Annotated in this window: 12 protein-coding genes and 1 pseudogene; 6 read left to right on the top strand and 7 right to left on the bottom strand. The window is 72.8% G+C overall.

All coding sequences use genetic code 11. The features are described from left to right. Positions 1–58: 58 nt before the first annotated feature. The 3 genes from meaB to mce are packed head-to-tail and all read right to left on the bottom strand — an operon-like array spanning position 59 to position 2,650. Positions 59–997, bottom strand: coding sequence for a methylmalonyl Co-A mutase-associated GTPase MeaB (meaB, locus tag HD601_RS26030; RefSeq protein ID WP_184826882.1), 939 nt, complete (start codon positions 995–997; stop codon positions 59–61). Then, entirely contained in the window at positions 994–2,163 is a 1,170-nt protein-coding gene (locus tag HD601_RS26035; protein WP_184826883.1) for an acetyl-CoA C-acetyltransferase, read from the bottom strand. Before HD601_RS26035 ends, meaB begins: the two co-directional genes overlap by 4 nt. 49 nt (positions 2,164–2,212) lie before the next feature. Next, on the bottom strand, positions 2,213–2,650 hold the full coding sequence (gene mce / locus HD601_RS26040; protein WP_221441313.1) for a methylmalonyl-CoA epimerase: 438 nt from the start codon (positions 2,648–2,650) through the stop codon (positions 2,213–2,215). Between the two features lie 351 nt (positions 2,651–3,001). Between mce and HD601_RS26045 the strand changes: the two genes are divergently transcribed. Further along, the gene (locus tag HD601_RS26045; protein WP_184826888.1) at positions 3,002–4,273 is read left to right on the top strand and encodes a coiled-coil domain-containing protein; all 1,272 of its coding nucleotides are present in this window, start codon (positions 3,002–3,004) and stop codon (positions 4,271–4,273) included. A gap of 250 nt (positions 4,274–4,523) precedes the next feature. On the opposite strand, the gene HD601_RS26050 is transcribed toward HD601_RS26045, so the two are convergent. From HD601_RS26050 to HD601_RS26065, 4 genes are all read right to left on the bottom strand, one after another. Continuing rightward, on the bottom strand, positions 4,524–6,749 hold the full coding sequence (locus HD601_RS26050; protein WP_184826890.1) for a hypothetical protein: 2,226 nt from the start codon (positions 6,747–6,749) through the stop codon (positions 4,524–4,526). 358 nt (positions 6,750–7,107) lie between these two features. Next, the gene (locus tag HD601_RS26055; RefSeq protein WP_184826892.1) at positions 7,108–8,892 is read right to left on the bottom strand and encodes an FG-GAP repeat domain-containing protein; all 1,785 of its coding nucleotides are present in this window, start codon (positions 8,890–8,892) and stop codon (positions 7,108–7,110) included. Positions 8,893–8,904: 12 nt separating this feature from the next. After that, positions 8,905–11,394: a hypothetical protein gene (locus tag HD601_RS26060; RefSeq protein ID WP_184826894.1), complete on the bottom strand. Its 2,490-nt coding sequence runs from the start codon at positions 11,392–11,394 to the stop codon at positions 8,905–8,907. A gap of 146 nt (positions 11,395–11,540) precedes the next feature. Beyond that, positions 11,541–12,005, bottom strand: a complete 465-nt coding sequence (locus HD601_RS26065) for a Rid family hydrolase (RefSeq protein WP_184826897.1) — start codon at positions 12,003–12,005, stop codon at positions 11,541–11,543. A gap of 104 nt (positions 12,006–12,109) precedes the next feature. Between HD601_RS26065 and HD601_RS26070 the strand changes: the two genes are divergently transcribed. From HD601_RS26070 to HD601_RS36035, 5 genes and pseudogenes are all read left to right on the top strand, one after another. Further along, the gene (locus HD601_RS26070; RefSeq protein WP_184826899.1) at positions 12,110–12,922 is read left to right on the top strand and encodes an IclR family transcriptional regulator; all 813 of its coding nucleotides are present in this window, start codon (positions 12,110–12,112) and stop codon (positions 12,920–12,922) included. A gap of 103 nt (positions 12,923–13,025) precedes the next feature. After that, a complete protein-coding gene (locus tag HD601_RS26075; RefSeq protein WP_184826901.1) occupies positions 13,026–14,021 on the top strand; it encodes a Gfo/Idh/MocA family protein in 996 nt (331 codons plus the stop codon). Continuing rightward, on the top strand, positions 14,018–14,758 hold the full coding sequence (locus tag HD601_RS26080; RefSeq protein WP_184826903.1) for a creatininase family protein: 741 nt from the start codon (positions 14,018–14,020) through the stop codon (positions 14,756–14,758). Before HD601_RS26075 ends, HD601_RS26080 begins: the two co-directional genes overlap by 4 nt. A 7-nt stretch (positions 14,759–14,765) precedes the next feature. Further along, positions 14,766–15,524, top strand: coding sequence for an amidohydrolase family protein (locus HD601_RS26085; RefSeq protein WP_184826905.1), 759 nt, complete (start codon positions 14,766–14,768; stop codon positions 15,522–15,524). Beyond that, a pseudogene (locus tag HD601_RS36035) lies at positions 15,521–15,781 on the top strand (mandelate racemase); the annotation flags it as partial. The gene HD601_RS26085 and the pseudogene HD601_RS36035, both read left to right, overlap by 4 nt. Between the last annotated feature and the right edge of the window lie 5 nt (positions 15,782–15,786).

Genomic DNA, 15,786 nt, shown 5'->3' on the forward strand with positions numbered 1-15,786 from the left:
GCGCTGCTTCCTGACTTTGTACCTCACCCGCGCACCAGGACCCCAACGCCACGCCGGATCATGACACGGCGGCGACGATCTTCTCCGCTGCGGCGTACGGATCGAGCTCGCCCGCGAGGACGCTCTGCGCGAGGTCGTCGAGCCGCTCGTCGCCGTGCAGGGCGGCGAACCGGCGGCGCAGGTCGGTGACGGCGATCGCCTCGATCTCGTCGCGGGCCCGGCGGGTCCGGCGGCGCAGCGCCTCGCCGCTCTCCTCGGCCCACGCGCGGTGGGCGGCGACGGCGTCGGCCAGCTCGCCGATGCCCTCGCCCCGCGACGCGACGGTGCTGACGATGGGCTGGCGCCAGTCGCCGGGCGCCCGCTCGGCCAGCCGGACGGTGCTGCGCAGGTCGCGGACCACCTGCTCGGCGCCGTCGCGGTCGGCCTTGTTGACGACGAAGACGTCGCCGACCTCGAGGATGCCCGCCTTCGCGGCCTGGACGCCGTCGCCCATGCCCGGCGCCAGCAGCACCAGGGTGGTGTCGGCGAGCGCGGCGACGTCGACCTCGGACTGCCCGACGCCGACGGTCTCGACGAGGACGACGTCGCAGCCGGCGGCGTCGAGGACGCGGACCGCCTGCGGCGTGGCCCAGGCGAGCCCGCCGAGGTGCCCGCGGGTGGCCATGGACCGGATGAACACGCCGCGGTCGGTGGCGTGGTCCTGCATGCGCACGCGGTCGCCCAGCAGCGCGCCGCCGGTGAACGGCGACGACGGGTCGACGGCCAGCACGCCGACCTTCAGGTCCTGCGCGCGGTAGGCGCCGACGAGCGCCGACGTGACGGTGGACTTGCCGACGCCGGGCGCGCCGGTGATGCCGACGACGGCCGCCGACCCGGCGTGCGTGACCAGCCGCGCCGTGATGTCGCGCAGCTCCGGCGAGCCGTTCTCGACCAGCGAGACCAGCCGGGCGACGGCACGCGGATCGCCGCCCACCGCCCGCTCGACGAGATCGGTCACGGCACTCGCAGGACCAGCGCGTCGCCCTGGCCGCCGCCCCCGCACAGCGCGGCCGCGCCGACCCCGCCGCCGCGGCGGCCGAGCTCGAGCGCCAGGTGCAGGACGAGCCGCGCGCCGGACATGCCGATGGGGTGGCCCAGGGCGATGGCGCCGCCGTTGACGTTGACCTTCGCGGGGTCGAGGCCGAGCTCGCGCGTGCTGGCGATGCCGACGGCGGCGAACGCCTCGTTGATCTCGACGAGGTCGAGGTCGCCGGGGTCGATGCCCTCCTTGGCGCAGGCGGCCTGGATGGCGCGGGCCGGCTGGCTCTGCAGCGTGGAGTCGGGGCCGGCGACGACGCCGTGCGCACCGATCCGGGCGATGGGCGTGACGCCGAGCTCGGCCGCCTTCGCCTCGCTCATGACGACGACCGCGGCGGCGCCGTCGGACAGCTGCGACGCCGAGCCGGCGGTGATGGTGCCGTCGGGGCGGAAGCTCGGCTTCAGCCGGGCCAGCGACTCGGCGGTGGTGTCGGCGCGGATGCCCTCGTCGCGAGTCACGACGACCGCTTCTCCCTTGCGCTGCGGCACGGAGACGGGAACGACCTCGTCGGCGAACAGGCCGTTCTTCCAGGCGGCGGCCGCGCGCTGGTGCGAGGCGGCGGAGAACTCGTCCTGCTCCTCGCGGGTCAGCTCGCGGTTGGCCGACTCCGTCAACGCCCCCATGGCCTGGTCGGTGAAGACGTCGTACAGGCCGTCGTAGGACATGTGGTCGAGCATGGTGACGTCGCCGAACTTGAAGCCCTGCCGCGACTTGGGCAGCAGGTGCGGCGCGTTGGTCATGGACTCCATGCCGCCCGCGACGACGATCTCGAACTCGCCCGCGCGGATGAGCTGGGCCGCGAGCGCGATGGCGTCGAGGCCGGACAGGCACACCTTGTTGATGGTGAGCGCGGGGACCGTCATGGGGATGCCGGCGTTGACGGCGGCCTGCCGCGCGGAGATCTGCCCGGCGCCGGCCTGCAGCACCTGGCCCATGATGACGTAGTCGACCTGGCCGGGCGCGACGCCGGAGCGCTCGAGCGCGGCCTTGATGGCGAACCCGCCGAGGTCGGTGCCGGAGAAGCCGGCCAGCGAACCGAGCAGCTTCCCGATCGGGGTACGTGCCCCACCGGCGATGACGGCCATGTGCGTGCGTCCTCTCTGACGGTTCCAAGCCAACGGTAACGCCGTGCGGTCAATGGGCGGCGGCCTGATCGGCGGGCTGCACCAGCTCGACCAGCACGCCGCCGGCGTCCTTGGGGTGGACGAAGTTCACCAGCGAGCCCGCGGTGCCGCGGCGGGCGGTGTCGTAGAGCACCCGCAGTCCCTGGGCGCGCAGCGTGGCGGCGGCCGCCTCGACGTCGTCGACGCGGTAGGCCAGCTGCTGGATGCCGGGCCCGCGGGAGTCGAGGAACGCCGCGATGGCGGAGTCCGGACGCAGCGGCGCGAGCAGCTGCAGGCGGGGGCCGTCGTCGCCGTCGGACACCCGGAGCATGGCCTCGCGGACGCCCTGCTCCTCGTTGGTCTCCTGGTGTTCCAGCTGCATGCCGAAGTGCTCGGCGTACCAGGCCACGGCGGTGTCGAGGTCGGCGACCGCCACCCCGACGTGGTCGATCGTGGTGAACAGACCCATGTCCGGAACATTACGTTGCGGAGGCATCGGGACGAGAATTCGGCGGATCTGTCCCAACCGGTGGTGAGTTCGCATTTGGACAACTAACGTGTGCACCTTGGAGGCCAGAGGTCGACCTCCGGAGGGATGCCGAAACCCGACTCGTCAGACCGAACCCCTTCGAGCCACAGCCCGCGGTGTGCGGACGTCCACCGCCATCGGCAACAGCGCAGTTTCGGAGTAATCTGCGTTGCTATTCGAGGGGCTCGGCGTCCGTGACGGGGAAGACCCGGGCAAGCACCTCGACGGATTTCGACTGACAAAGTGACGCGTGCCTGCCCCACCGGGGTGGCACCCCCGATGAGGGAGAACATGAGCGAGGTAAGGGAAGTAGCGGTCAGGGAGATGGGCGCGGACGGCCTGTCGATCTTCGACGGCTCGCCGACGGGCGGGTTCACCATCGCGATGCGTGGCTTCGACCGGATCCAGGTCGAGCAGCACGTACGGCAACTGGAGGCGACGCTCGCGCAGACGCGCGGCCGCGCCAACGAGCTCGACAAGCAGGTCGTCCGGCTCCGTCAGGAGCTGGCCGAGGCCAGCACCGAGCTCCGCGAGGTCGAACGACCGACCTACTCCGGGCTCGGTGCCCGGATCGAGCAGCTTCTCCGCCTCGCCGAAGAGCAGGCCAGCGAGCTCATCGCCCAGGCCGACGCCGAGGCCAGCGAGACGCGGGCCGAGGCGCAGGTCATGGCGACCGAGCTGCGCACGGCGGCGGAGAACGAGGTCAGTGAGCTCCAGGCCAACGCCAAGCGCGGCGCCGACGAGCTCATCGACGAGGCCCGCATCGAGGCCGAAGAGGTCCGCTCGGCCGCCAACCGCGAGGCGTCCAACCTCGTCGAGACCGCCAAGCGCGAGGCCGCCAAGGTCCGCTCGGCCATCGACCACGAGACCAGCGAGCGCCGGGCGCAGGCCGAGCGCGAGCTGAGCCGGCTCCGTGCCGTCGCCGAGCGCGAGGTCACCGAGATGCGCGCCACGGCGAAGCGCGAGGTCGACGACCAGCGCACCACCGCCAAGCGCGAGGCCGAGTCCATGCGCGCCAAGGCCCAGGCGATCCTCGACGAGGCGCAGCTGAAGGCCGAGAAGGAGAACACCGAGCACGAGCTGCTCCTCGTCTCCAAGCGCGAAGAGCTCGAGCGCGAGATCAACGAGCGCTACGAGGCTTCGGTCGCCGAGACGCAGAAGCTGGTGCACGACGCCGAGAACCGCGCCGCCGACGCCGAGGCCCGTGCGGCCGCCGCGCACGAGCGCGCCGAGAAGGTCCGCCGCGAGGCCGACGAGCAGGCCAAGGCCCTGGTCGCCGGCGCCAAGCGCAACGCCGAGCAGCTCGTCGCCGAGGCCAAGGCGCACGCCGAGAACACCGTCGGCGAGGCCAAGTCCGAGGCGACGTCCACGCTGACCGCCGCCAAGCGCGAGGTCGCCGAGCTCAACCGGCAGCGCGACAGCATCACCGCGCACCTCAGCCAGCTGCGCAGCCTGCTGGGCGGCCTGGCCCCGGTCGACCCGACCCCCGCGGTCGGCGGCTCCAGCAAGTCCGACGACGTCGTCGACGCCGAACTGGTCGACGACCCGACCTCGGACAAGTAAGCAGCACGAAGCAACGACGGCCGGTCACGCCCTCCTCGAGGCAGGGCGCGACCGGCCGTTGTGATCTGAGACCCGCGTCGCGCGCCCGGCCGGCCGCCGCCGCCCCGCCCCGGAATGATCACGTTCACCACGAAATCCCGTGCCGTACTACGCCTGTAAGCGTGTTGGGGGGCGGGCAATCGTGGTGACGTGTGCGGCAAGCGCTTCCCGGGCTGACGGCTGAGCCACCACCAGGATTACCCGTGCTCCACTAGGCCTGCAGGCCTAGTGGAGCACGGGATTCCGTGGTGAACGTGATCATTCCGAGGGCGGACGGGATGGTTGCTGCTAGAAATCCTGGCACTCGCCGCGCGTGGGGCCGCGGGTGTCGTTGCGGGCGCCGGTCACCGCGGGATCGTTGCCGGTGCAGGTGAGCGGCCCGGTGATGGTCGACGCGACCAGCCGGTTCGGGGCGCCGTTCGTGACGTTGCCGGTGAGCCGCACCGGGCCGGTGATCGTGGCGTGGTCGAGGTCGACCTCGCCCGTCGTGCCGCTGACGTCGACAGGCCCCGTGACTCGCGTGCCCATCATCACCACCGACACCGCGCCGGACGAGCGGATCGGGCCGGTCACCGTCCCGCCGGACACGTACAGCGATCCGCCCGGCCGCACGTTCACCGGGCCGGTCACCACCGCGTCGTCGAGGCAGGTGACGCCGTCGACGGTGACCGGGCCGGCCACGCTCCCCCGCAGCACCGTCGCGTCGGCGGCCTCGCACGGGCCGTGCACCGCGACCGCCGCCGTGATGGGCCCGGACGGCTCCACCGTCCAGCCGTAGTCGCTCTCGAAGCCGCCGTTGACCAGGTCGAGGCCGATGGTGCGGACGGCGTCGACGCCGTACTCGATGTCGAGCTCCGGGACGGCGTTCTTGGTGCAAAAACCGGAACTCCAGCTTCACCGAGTCCTTGCCCTGCACGAACTCCGTCGCGTTGATGGCGCCCTGGTGCTCCGAGCCCTGCATGTAGAACCAGGGCCACCAGTCGCCGGCGTCGCGGTCCCACAGCACGTCGCCGTCGATCAGGATCTGCTTGAAGTACTGGTCGTACTTCACCTGGTACGGGTCGGCGTGCCAGAAGTCGATCTCGTAGCGCGGCAGGCCGGGTTCGACGTCGACCTGCTGCCAGACCGACGCGCACGTCCCGGCCGGCACCGGGGTGTTCGCCGGCACCGTGAACTCCAGCCGGCCGTTGCCGTACATCGCGCGGTTCTCGGGCGACGTGCGCAGGCTCGGCCAGTCGCCGCCGCGGACCGGCGCGAACGGGAGGCCCTGGTAACGGGCGTAGCCGGCGGAGATCTCGTTGAAGACCCGTGTCGGGCGGTCCGGGTGGTAGACGTCGATGTAGGGCTGCATGTTCGGCCCGCTCCGGTTCATCGTCCAGTCCGACGGAGTCTCGAACCCGCCGTTCACCACCGTCAGGCCGGAGCCGGTGACGTCGTCGATGCGCAGGTCGTGCGGCCACCACCCGATGCCGGTCTGGTGGTAGAGCCGGAACGTGACGGTCGCCTCCGTCAGCCCGGCCAGCGCGTCGGTGAGGTCGACGGTGGCGTCGATCCAGGTGTCGCGGGCATCGCCGACGATGTCCTGGTTCCACACCACCTCGCCGTTCACCAGCACCTGCTTGAACTGGTAGCCGGTCAGCCCGCCCTCGTCGGGGTCGTGGTGGCGGAAGCTCAGCGTCTTGGTCCCGGCGGCGGGGTCGACGGCGACGACCTGCGACGCCGACGCGAAGGCGCCGTTGGCAGTGCTGACGAAGTTGCTGACGCTGAGACTCAGGCTGCCGTACCCGGTGTGGCCCCAGTGGTCCCAGCTCGGCGCATGCTTGTCCAGGTCGATCGGCCCGGCGTAGGCGATGACGCCGGTGATGCGGCCGTCGCGCACGTACGGCTCGGCGCGGTCGAGGACCTCCGCGGCGTAGCGCTCGTCGGGGTGGATGATGCCGTCGAGGAACCGGCCGTTGTAGACCAGCAGCACGAGCTCCTGCCCGGCCGGCTGGGTCACCTCGAGCGCGGTGTCGAGCCGGTACTCCAGCTCCGTCGGGTCGATGGTGTTGGCGATGGAGTTGTACGGGTAGATGACGCCGTCGAGCGCGCCGTCGATGCGCTCCATGCTCTCGGGGTTGATCTCACCGTGGTACAGCGTGACGTACCACTTCAGGTCCGGGTTGACGGCGTCCTGCGCGGCCCGCACCTCGGCGAGGTACTCGGGGGTGAAGAGGGCCTGGTTCACCGGGCCGGACAGGAAGTCGTCGATGCCCCACGACTTCACGTTCGGGAACTCGACGGACAGCTCGGCGATGGCGCGCGCCCACGCCACGTAGTCCATGTCGAACGGACGGGAGCAGCGGCCGTCGAGGTGTGGCTCCGGGCGCAGGAAGCACTCCGACGGCGGGACGATGTAGACCATGATGTCGATGCCGGCGGCCTGGGCGGCCGGCATCGAACTCCTCGGTCAGGTCCTCCCAGTCGGTGGCCATGTCCCAGACGCCGTAGGTGTACATGGTGACGTTGAGCTGTTCCAGCCGCTGGATCATCGCCGGGGTATCGACGTGGCGGTAGCCGTCGGTGCGCGGCTCCTCCTCGCAGATCAGCGACGCGACGGTGTTCCCGCCGGTCATCGCCGACAGGAAGGTGTCCGGTGGCAACGGCTCGGCGGCGGAGGGGACGGGGGCGGCTGCGGCTCCGCTCGCGGGCAGCAGGCCGAGCGCCAGCACGATGCTGGTGAGCAGGGCGGTCAGACAGGCCGATCGAGTCATGGGGGCTCCTCGGGTCGGTGGGTCGTCAGTGTTCGTCGGGGGTCAGAGCAGGAACGCCGAGGCGAAGGACCAGCCGGAGCCGGCCGGCTCGCGGGCGGTCCACGGGTCCGAGCCGTCCGACGAGCCGTCGTGCGGGTGCAGCCAGAGATCGCCGCCGGCGTCGCGGCTGACGAGGTCGGGCCGGCCGTCGCCGGTGACGTCGCCGGCGGCCAGCACGTCCGCGTCCGACCAGTCGCCGCCGACCTGCATCGGGGCCGCGCCGTCGGTCGGGTAGACCCAGAGCGTGCCGTCCTGCTCGTGGTCGACGAGGTCGGGGCGGCCGTCGCCGTCGACGTCGGCCAGCTTCAGCGTCACCGCCGTCGACCAGCCGCTGCCGGCCCAGCGCCGCCCCGCGGCCCACGGGTTCGAGCCGCCGCCGGTCGAGCCGTTGTGCGGGTAGATCCAGAGCTCGCCGCGGCGGTCGCGGGCCAGCAGATCCGGCTTGCCGTCGCCGGTGAGGTCGCCCAGCGCCAGCTCGGTGACGGTGTTCCAGCCGGTGCCGGCGAAGAACCGCGGCGCCGTCCACGGGTCCGACGCCGTCGCGCCGGTGTTCGGGTAGACCCAGAGCGTGCCGTTGGTCGCGGCTCGGTCGCGCGCCACCAGGTCCGGCCGGCCGTCGCCGGTGACGTCGCCGAGCAGGAGCGCGTTCTCGAACGCCCACCGCGACCCGGCCGCGAACCGCTCCGGCCAGGGGCCGTCGGCGCCGCCGCTCGCCGCCGTCGGGTACACCCACAGGTCGCCGGCGTGCGCGCGCCCCAGCAGGTCGGACCGTCCGTCGCCGGTGACGTCGGCGGCCAGCAGCGCGTCGGACGCATCCCAGCCGGTGCCGGCGGCGTACCGGGGGACGGTGTACGGGTTGGTCCCGCCGGGCGCGCCGCTGTGCGGGTACACCCAGAGCGCCCCGGACTCGTCGCGGATCACGACGTCGGGCCGCCCGTCGCCGGTCGCGTCGGCGGTGATGAGGATCGTCGCCAGGTTCCAGCCGGTGCCGGCGCCGTAGCGCGACGTGTACGGGTTGGCGGTGGTGGTCCCGTTGTGCGGGTAGATCCAGAGCGCGCCGGACCCGTCGCGCACGACGATGTCGCCGTTGCCGTCGCCGGTGACGTCGGCCGGGGTCATGACGGTGGCGAGGTTCCAGCCGGTGCCGGCCCAGTACCGCGGCCGGGTCCACGGGTTGCCCGAGGTCGCGCCGCTGTGCGGGTGGATCCAGAGCGTCCCGGCGGCCGCGCCGGGCTCGCGGGTCATCAGGTCCGGCCGGGCGTCGCCGGTGACGTCGGAGAGCAGGATCTGGTCGTAGGTGTTCCAGTTCGTCCCGGCGGACACCCGGGACGGCCACGGGTCGTCCTCGGACCCGGAGTTCGGGTAGATCCACAGCGTGCCGTTGCCGGCCTCGGGGTCGCGGGCGACGACGTCGGGCAGACCGTCGCCGGTGACGTCGGCGACCTGCAGCACGTCGGCGAAATCCCAGTCGCCGTCGGCCACGGTGAACGACGGCCAGGGGTTGGCGCCGGCGGGGCTGCCGTCGTGGGCGTAGACGCGCAGGGCGCCGGAGTCCGGGCCGGGATCGCGGACGACGGCGTCGGCCAGGCCGTCGCCGGTGACGTCGCCCGGCACCGGGACGGCGAGCGACCGGGCTCGCAACGACGACGGGGCGGGCGCCGACCAGGCGGCATCGAGGACGACGGTCCGGTGCGGCTTGGGACGGGGAGCGGCGGACGACGGCACGGCGGCGGCGCCGACACCGGCGACCAGCACCGCGGCGAGCACGAGCGGAAGGGAGCGTCTCATGAGGCGATCTCCTTAGCGGCCGGGCTTGAGGACGATGACGTCATCGGCGGCGTAGCGCTGCCGGTTGACCAGGACCCACTTCAGGCCGGGGATGGCCGGCGGGTGCAGCAGGGTCCGGCGCGGCCCGTGGCCGTCGGCCCACGAGCCCTCATAGGCGACGGTGAGCGACTGGCCGTCCTCGGACAGCCGGAACCGCAGCGACACCGGGCCGTGCAGCGTCGGCATCCGCTCGAACCGGGTCTCGTGGTCGTCGCGGATCCAGGCCAGCGGGCACAGCCGCAGCAGGTGGATCTCGTCGTCCACGAGGCTGTCGTCGATGACGGCGTGCCGTGCGGCCCAGGTGATGAGCGGCTGGACGAACAGCGTCCCGTACATCGCGTTGCGGTGCTCGCCGGAGATGAAGGTGTCCGGCGAGACGGCGCCGCTGATCAGGCCGTACATCCCCTCGAGGAAGCGGTCGCGGTCGCCGAGCTGCCAGGTGTGGAAGAGGTTCCAGCTGTAGCAGGGCTCGCCGCTGCTCTGCTCGTGGTCGAGGATGACGCGGTCGAGCGCGGTGTGGTGGTGCGGGTCGAAGACGCGGGTGTTCGGGCCGACGCGGAAGAAGTCGACGTACCCGCGCATCAGCGGGTCGTCGGCGGGGAGCAGGCCGGCCCAGACCGCCGTCAGCGCGCCGGTGTCGAACGCCTCGAGGAACGGCCACGGGCTGTCCGGCCCGATGAACTTGGTCGGCAGGACGGGGTGCTCGGTGCCGTCGGGGTGGGTCCAGGTCGGTGCGTCCTCGGCGGCGGCCCGCAGCGCGTCGGCGAACGCCGTGCGGAACCGGTCGGCGACGGCGGCGAACTCGTCCGCCCGCGGGTGCCCGAGCCGGCGCAGCAGCCGGACGGAGCTGGTCAGGCCCTTGTAGTTCCACACCTGGATCCAGATGGACTGCTGCTCGACGCCAGTGTCGTTGGACGCCGCCGCCGGCATCAGGCCGGGCACGCCGTCGTGCTCGGTGTAGTCGCAGGCACGCTTGATGAAGTCGCAGGCCGCGACGATCGGCTCCAGCCAGCGGTCCAGGAACGCCTCGTCGTGGCTGTACAGCGCGTGCCGGGCCGCGCCCTCGAGGATCGCCCCGTGGTCGCCGAGCCAGTCGAACGACTGCAGCGACAGCGGCGTCGCGAAGAACCCGGCGTTGCTGAAGTTCCGGTACGCCGCGCCCGGTGGCTGCCGCACGCCCTGCACGGCGCGGAACAGGTCGGTGTGCCGGTCGACCACCTCGTGCCGTCCGAGCAGGTCGAGGAACATGTGGCTGATCATCGACGTGGGTGTGCTCCACAGCAGGTCGTAGCCGAACGACCCGGTGAGGAACGTGAACTGCCCGGTGTCGGGGCTCTTCTCGGCGATGATCTCGGCCAGCTGGACGCTGCGGCGGAAGAACTGGTCGACCTGCCGCTCCCCCGTCGAGATCGCCGACGCCGACGACGGCTGCGGCGACCAGAACGCCTCGCACTCGGCCAGCGCGCCGTCCCAGCCGAGCGCCCACGCGGCGTCGGCGTCGGCCCGCGGCTGCACCAGCATGGGCAGCATCACGTCGACGTGCGTGCCCTCCGTGGCCGGCACGGACAGCCGCAGGTCGTAGACGCCGGGGTGGCCCTCGGCCTCGACCAGCGCGATGGTCGCGCCGGCCGGGGTGCCGACGATCATCCGGACGGCGCCGGCCTCGTCGAACACGCGGACGGTGAGCGGCCGGCCGTCGGGGTTCCAGATGCGATCCGTGCGCAGCGACCCGGCGAGCGGCGCGGCCGACGGCGTCACCTGCATGGTGAGGAACGCCTCCTGCTGCTCCGGCGGGCCGACGAAGTGCTGCAGGTACACGCGGCTGAGGCGCAGCGCGAAGGTGAAGGTGTCGGGACGGTCGTGCTCGTCGACCCACTCGACGGCGTAGCGCTGCCAGGCATGGATCGGACCGCCGGGCTCGTCGACCGGCTGCCCGCCGGGCACGTGCGCGAACGAGTACTGCCGCAGCACCAGGCCCTCCTGGCGGCGCCACTCGGTCCACAGCACGGGCGTCTCGGTGTCCTCGCGCCAGCCCTGGATGCCGACGCCGTAGTCGCCCTTGTACTGGTAGTACGGCTCGTCGGCCAGCGGCGGGATGCCACCGCCCTGCGGCATCACCGGCGTCAGCTGGAAGTCCTTGCCGCGGTACTGCGCGAGGTAAGGCTTCAGCGTCGGCGCGCTGCTCGGCGGCAGCGCGACGGCCGGCTGGCACACCGTCGTCCCGTTGTAGAACACGTCGAACCGGAACAGGTGTCCCTTCCACCCGACCGGGGTCCAGACCTGGCGCTGCGGCGTCCACCAGGTCTTCGCCTGCTCAGCGGTCGGCTCGCCGGAGCCGTGCGGCCCCACGCCGGCGGCGGCGGTGCGTAGGGCGGGTCCGGGGGCGGCCGCGGCCACCCCCGGATTCGCGATCAGCCCACCGGCGAGCGCGCCGCCGAGGGTCAGAGCCGTTCTTCGGGTCACGTGTGGCGCCACGGTGTCTCCTCAGAAGTCGAATCGATCTTTCGGAATATCGAAGTTATCTTCTGAATAACCGAGACAATAGCGGCGAAGCGAACGGCAGGGCAAGACCCCGGCGGACGGCGCAGCGGCCGCCCGCCGGGTGCGGATCAACGGACTCGGACGAGCGCCTCCACCTCGACCGGGCTGCCGGTGGGCAGTTCGGCGACGCCGATGGCCGACCGCGCGTGCAGACCGACCTCGGAGCCGAGGACGTGCTGGACGTAGGCCGTCGCGGCGTCGGCGACCAGGTGCTGCTCGATGAAGCCGGGCGCGCTGGCGACGAAGACGGTGAGCTTGACGACCTCCGCCACCTGCTCCAAGCTGCCGAGTTCGGTGCGCAGCGTCTCGAGCACGTTGGCCGCGCACTGCCAGGCGCACTGCCGGCCGGTCTCGAGGTCGACCTGGTCGCCGACGCGCCCGGACGCGATCAGTGCACCGTCGGGCCCGTTGGCGGTCTTGCCGGACGTGGCGACCAGGTCGCCGTACCGGCGGATGGCCGCGATGGACGGGCGCTGCGGCCCGGCCGGTGGCGGAGTGGCGGGCGCGGACGCGTGGCGGTCGTCGCTGGTCACGTGGACGTCTCCTTCAGACTGTCGAACTTGCCTACGGCAAACAGAAGATAGAGTGACACAGGGCAGATCCCGTAGGCTCGGGGCCTCGGACGCAGGGAGCACGTATGCCGGGCAATGACGTCAACGAGGGCGGCGCGAGTCAGGACCGCGCGCCGTCGCCGGCGGTCGCACGGGCGCTGACGGTGCTCGAGACGCTGGTCGACTCCGACGAGGGCATGACCCTCACCGCACTGGCCAAGCGCACCAACATCCCGCTCGCCACGTGCGCCTCCATCGTCTACACGCTCGAGCAGCGCGGCTACGCCCAGCGCCGCGTGGTGGGCCGCAGCCACTTCTGGCGGCCCACGCTGCGACTCTACGGCCTGGCCACGCAACTGGTCCGCAAGGTCGACCTGTCGTCGGTGGCCCAGCGCGAGCTGCGCGAGCTGGCCGACCTCGTCGGCATGCCGGTGCACATCGGCGTGCTGACGGGCGACTCCGTCGTCTACGTCGCCAAGGCCGCCACGCCCGGGTTCATCCAGTTCGACACCTACCCCGGCAAGGTCGCGCCGTTCAACCTCACTGCGCTGGGCAAGGCCATCTCCGCGCACCTCCCCGAGCGCGAGCTCGAGCCGCTGCTCGGCCACCTGACGCCGGGCCGCGGCCCGCGCGCCGCCGAACCGACCCGCGAGGCGTTCCTGGCCGAGCTCGCCGACGTCCGCAAGCGCGGCTACGCCCTCGAGGACGAGGAGGAGCAGGCCGAGATCGCCTGCGTCGCCGCACCGTTCTTCGACGCCGACGGCCGGGTGGCCGGCGCGGTCGGCGTCACCGGGTTCTCCCGCGACCTCACCGGCCAGCGCCGCAAGGAGGCCCTGGCCGGCGTCGTCGAGATCGGCAAGACGGTCTCGCGCAAGCTCGGCTTCGACGACCTGCGCTGACGTCACGGGCCGCTCGCGACCTCTTGCGGGCCGCGACGCCGGTACTCTATCTTCGTATTCGCGTTTCTAATTTCGATATTGCGAAACTTGTTCGGGAGGGTCGATGGTCACGGTCGCGCTGGTCGGCCTGGGTGACATCGGCCTCGGTGCGCACCTGCCGGCGCTGCTGCGCTCCGCCGAGGTGCGGCTGGTCGCCGTCGCCGACCCGGTCGCCTCGCACCGCGATGCGGCGTCCGCGCTGGTGGACGGCGTTGTCGCCGTCGGCTCGAGCCTCGACGACGCCCTCGCCACCGGGCCCGACGGCGTCGTCCTCGCCACGCCGCCGTGGGCCACCCCTGAGCTCGCCATCGCCGCGCTGCGGGCCGGCAGGTTCGTGCTGGCCGAGAAGCCGGTCGCGACGTCGGTGGCGGCCGCGGCGGTCTACGACGCGCTGACCGCCGCCGAGCGGGCGCGGCTGCAGATCGGCCTCACCTACCGGCACGACCCCGCGATCCGTCGGCTCGAGAGCTGGATCGGCGACGGTGTCCTCGGCGGCCCGCTGCTGGTGCGGGCGCACATCTACGACGAGCGGCGCGACCCCGCCGACGGCGAGCACCTGGACCGCATCCGCGGCACGCTCGCGCACGGGATGCCGGTCGTGCACGAGGGTGCGCACGTCTTCGACTGGCTGGCGCACCTGCTCGGGCCGGGCGGGCTGAGCGTCGACGACGCCTGGGCGCTGCGCACCGACGCCGACCTCCCGGCGCCGAACCTCACCGGCGCTCGGCTGAGCCACCCCGCCGGGCACCGCGTGCTCGCCGAGTTCGGCTGGCTCACCGACGCGCTCCCCCGCTGCGAGCTGACGTTCCTCGGGCCGCGCGGGCTGGCGACGCTGGACGGCGCGACGTTCGACCTGCGGCTCGAGACGGCCGCCGGCGAGCAGACCGTCGTGTTCCCCGGCGAGCGCGGGCCACGCTGCTTCGACCTGCAGGTGGCCCGGTTCGCCGCGCTGGTCCGCGGCGACACCGTGGCCCCCGATCCCGACCTCGACGCCGGGCTGGCGGCGCTCGCCGTCGCCGAACGGGTCGCCACCCGTGCCATGGACGGAGTCACCGCATGACGCTGCTGCGCTGGGCCGACGTGTCCCGCGAGACGCTGAACGAGGCGCTGCCGGAGGCGCTCGTGGTGCTGCCGGTCGGCGCCACCGAACAGCACGGCCGGCACCTGGCCACCGGCACCGACGCGCTGCTGGCGGCGACGGCGGCCGAGCGCGCCGCCGCCGTCGCAGCCGAGCGGGCGGCCCGCTCGCTGGTCCTCGCCCCCACGCTCTGGTTCGGCGCGTCGGACCACCATCTGCCGTTCGGCGGCACGCTGTCGCTGACCCCCGAGACGCTGCTCGCGGTGCTGGTCGACCTGCTGCGCTCGGTCGCGGAGTCCGGCGGGCGCCGGGTCGTCCTGGTCAACGGGCACGGCGGCAACGTCGGCGTCTGCCACGCCGCCGCGGCCGCCGCCTCGACCCGGCACCGGCTCGCCGTCGCGCACGTCGACTACTGGCGCTTCGCGGGCAACGGCGGCGCGGACGGCGTCAACGTCCCCGGGCACGCCGGCGAGTTCGAGACGTCGCTGGTCGCCGCCGTCCGCCCGGAGGCCGCGACCGGCCCGGCCGAGCCCCGGGAGACTCCGCCGCATGCCAAGGCCACCACCGGCGCCACCGTCCACGCCGCCGAGCTCTGGTCCGCCATCGACGGCTACACCGACCACCCCGAGCGGGCGAGTGCCGAGCACGGCGGCGCCTGGCTCGACACCGTCGTCGCCGGCCTGGCCGACTGCCTCGCCGGCCTGACCGAGACTCTGTGAGGACCGCGTGATCGACTTCCACACCCACACGCCGGCCTGGAACACCATCAGCTGGCTCGGCGGCGCGACGTTCGGGGTCGACGAGTTCGTCGGCTTCATGGACGCCAGCGGCATCGACCGCGCGGTCGTGCTGAGCCACGACGGCCTGTTCAACCCGAAGCCGGAGGCCAACGACGAGCTGGCGGCGTTCGTCCGCGCCTACCCGGACCGGCTGGCCGGGTTCGGCACCGTCACGCCGCGCGACCCGGACGCCGTCGCCGAGACCGAGCGGATGGTCGGCGAGCTGGGCCTCAAGGGCATGAAGCTGCACCCGTGGCTGCAGGGCTTCAGCATGCACGAGCCGGCGCTGGACCCGATCTGCGAGGTCGTCACGGGCGCCGGCGGCATCCTGCTCAGCCACGACGGCACCCCGCCGTACTCGACGCCGTCGCAGATCGCCGCGCTGGCCCGGCGGCACCCGCGGCTGCCCGTGGTGCTGGGCCACGGCGGGCTGCACGACCTGTGGCGCGAGGCGCTGGCGATGACCCAGGAGACCCCGAACCTCTACCTGTGCATCTGCGGCACGCCGCCCTACGCCGCCCGCACGATCCTGGCCGAGGCCCCGCGCGAGAAGGTGCTCTTCGGCACCGACGCCGGGCTGTCGGACAAGGCCAGCCAGGACTACGCCGCCGCGCGGGTCCGCGAGATCGACGGCTGGGGCATCACGGCGGAGCAGAGGCACGCGATGCTGGTCGAGAACCCGGCGCGACTGCTGGGGGCGGCATGACGGCGACGATCGCCGCCGTCCAGACGGCCGCCGTCAGCCTGGAGGCGCACCCGGACCTCGTGGTCCACGGCGCCCGCGGCGCGCACGACCGCTCCGACTTCCTGCTGGTCAAGGTCGTCACCAGCGACGGCGTCGAGGGGTTCGGCGAGGTCAGCGCGACGCCGATCTGGAGCGGCGAGGACGGCGTCAGCGCACGCCACTTCGTCGAGACGATCCTCGCGCCGGCGCTGGTCGGCCGGCCGCTGGCCCCGGTCGGCGGGCT

The sequence above is a fragment of the Jiangella mangrovi genome, from assembly GCF_014204975.1.
In the GTDB taxonomy this organism is placed as follows: Bacteria; Actinomycetota; Actinomycetes; order Jiangellales; family Jiangellaceae; genus Jiangella; species Jiangella mangrovi.

Excerpts from the sequence above, each read along its gene's own strand:
- HD601_RS26035 (WP_184826883.1), bottom strand. The coding sequence starts at position 2,163 with ATGGCCGTCATCGCCGGTGGGGCACGTACCCCGATCGGGAAGCTGCTC.
- mce (WP_221441313.1), bottom strand. The coding sequence starts at position 2,650 with ATGGGTCTGTTCACCACGATCGACCACGTCGGGGTGGCGGTCGCCGAC.
- HD601_RS26045 (WP_184826888.1), top strand. The coding sequence starts at position 3,002 with ATGAGCGAGGTAAGGGAAGTAGCGGTCAGGGAGATGGGCGCGGACGGC.
- HD601_RS26050 (WP_184826890.1), bottom strand. The coding sequence starts at position 6,749 with ATGCCGGCCGCCCAGGCCGCCGGCATCGACATCATGGTCTACATCGTC.
- HD601_RS26055 (WP_184826892.1), bottom strand. The coding sequence starts at position 8,892 with ATGAGACGCTCCCTTCCGCTCGTGCTCGCCGCGGTGCTGGTCGCCGGT.
- HD601_RS26070 (WP_184826899.1), top strand. The coding sequence starts at position 12,110 with ATGCCGGGCAATGACGTCAACGAGGGCGGCGCGAGTCAGGACCGCGCG.
- HD601_RS26075 (WP_184826901.1), top strand. The coding sequence starts at position 13,026 with ATGGTCACGGTCGCGCTGGTCGGCCTGGGTGACATCGGCCTCGGTGCG.
- HD601_RS26080 (WP_184826903.1), top strand. The coding sequence starts at position 14,018 with ATGACGCTGCTGCGCTGGGCCGACGTGTCCCGCGAGACGCTGAACGAG.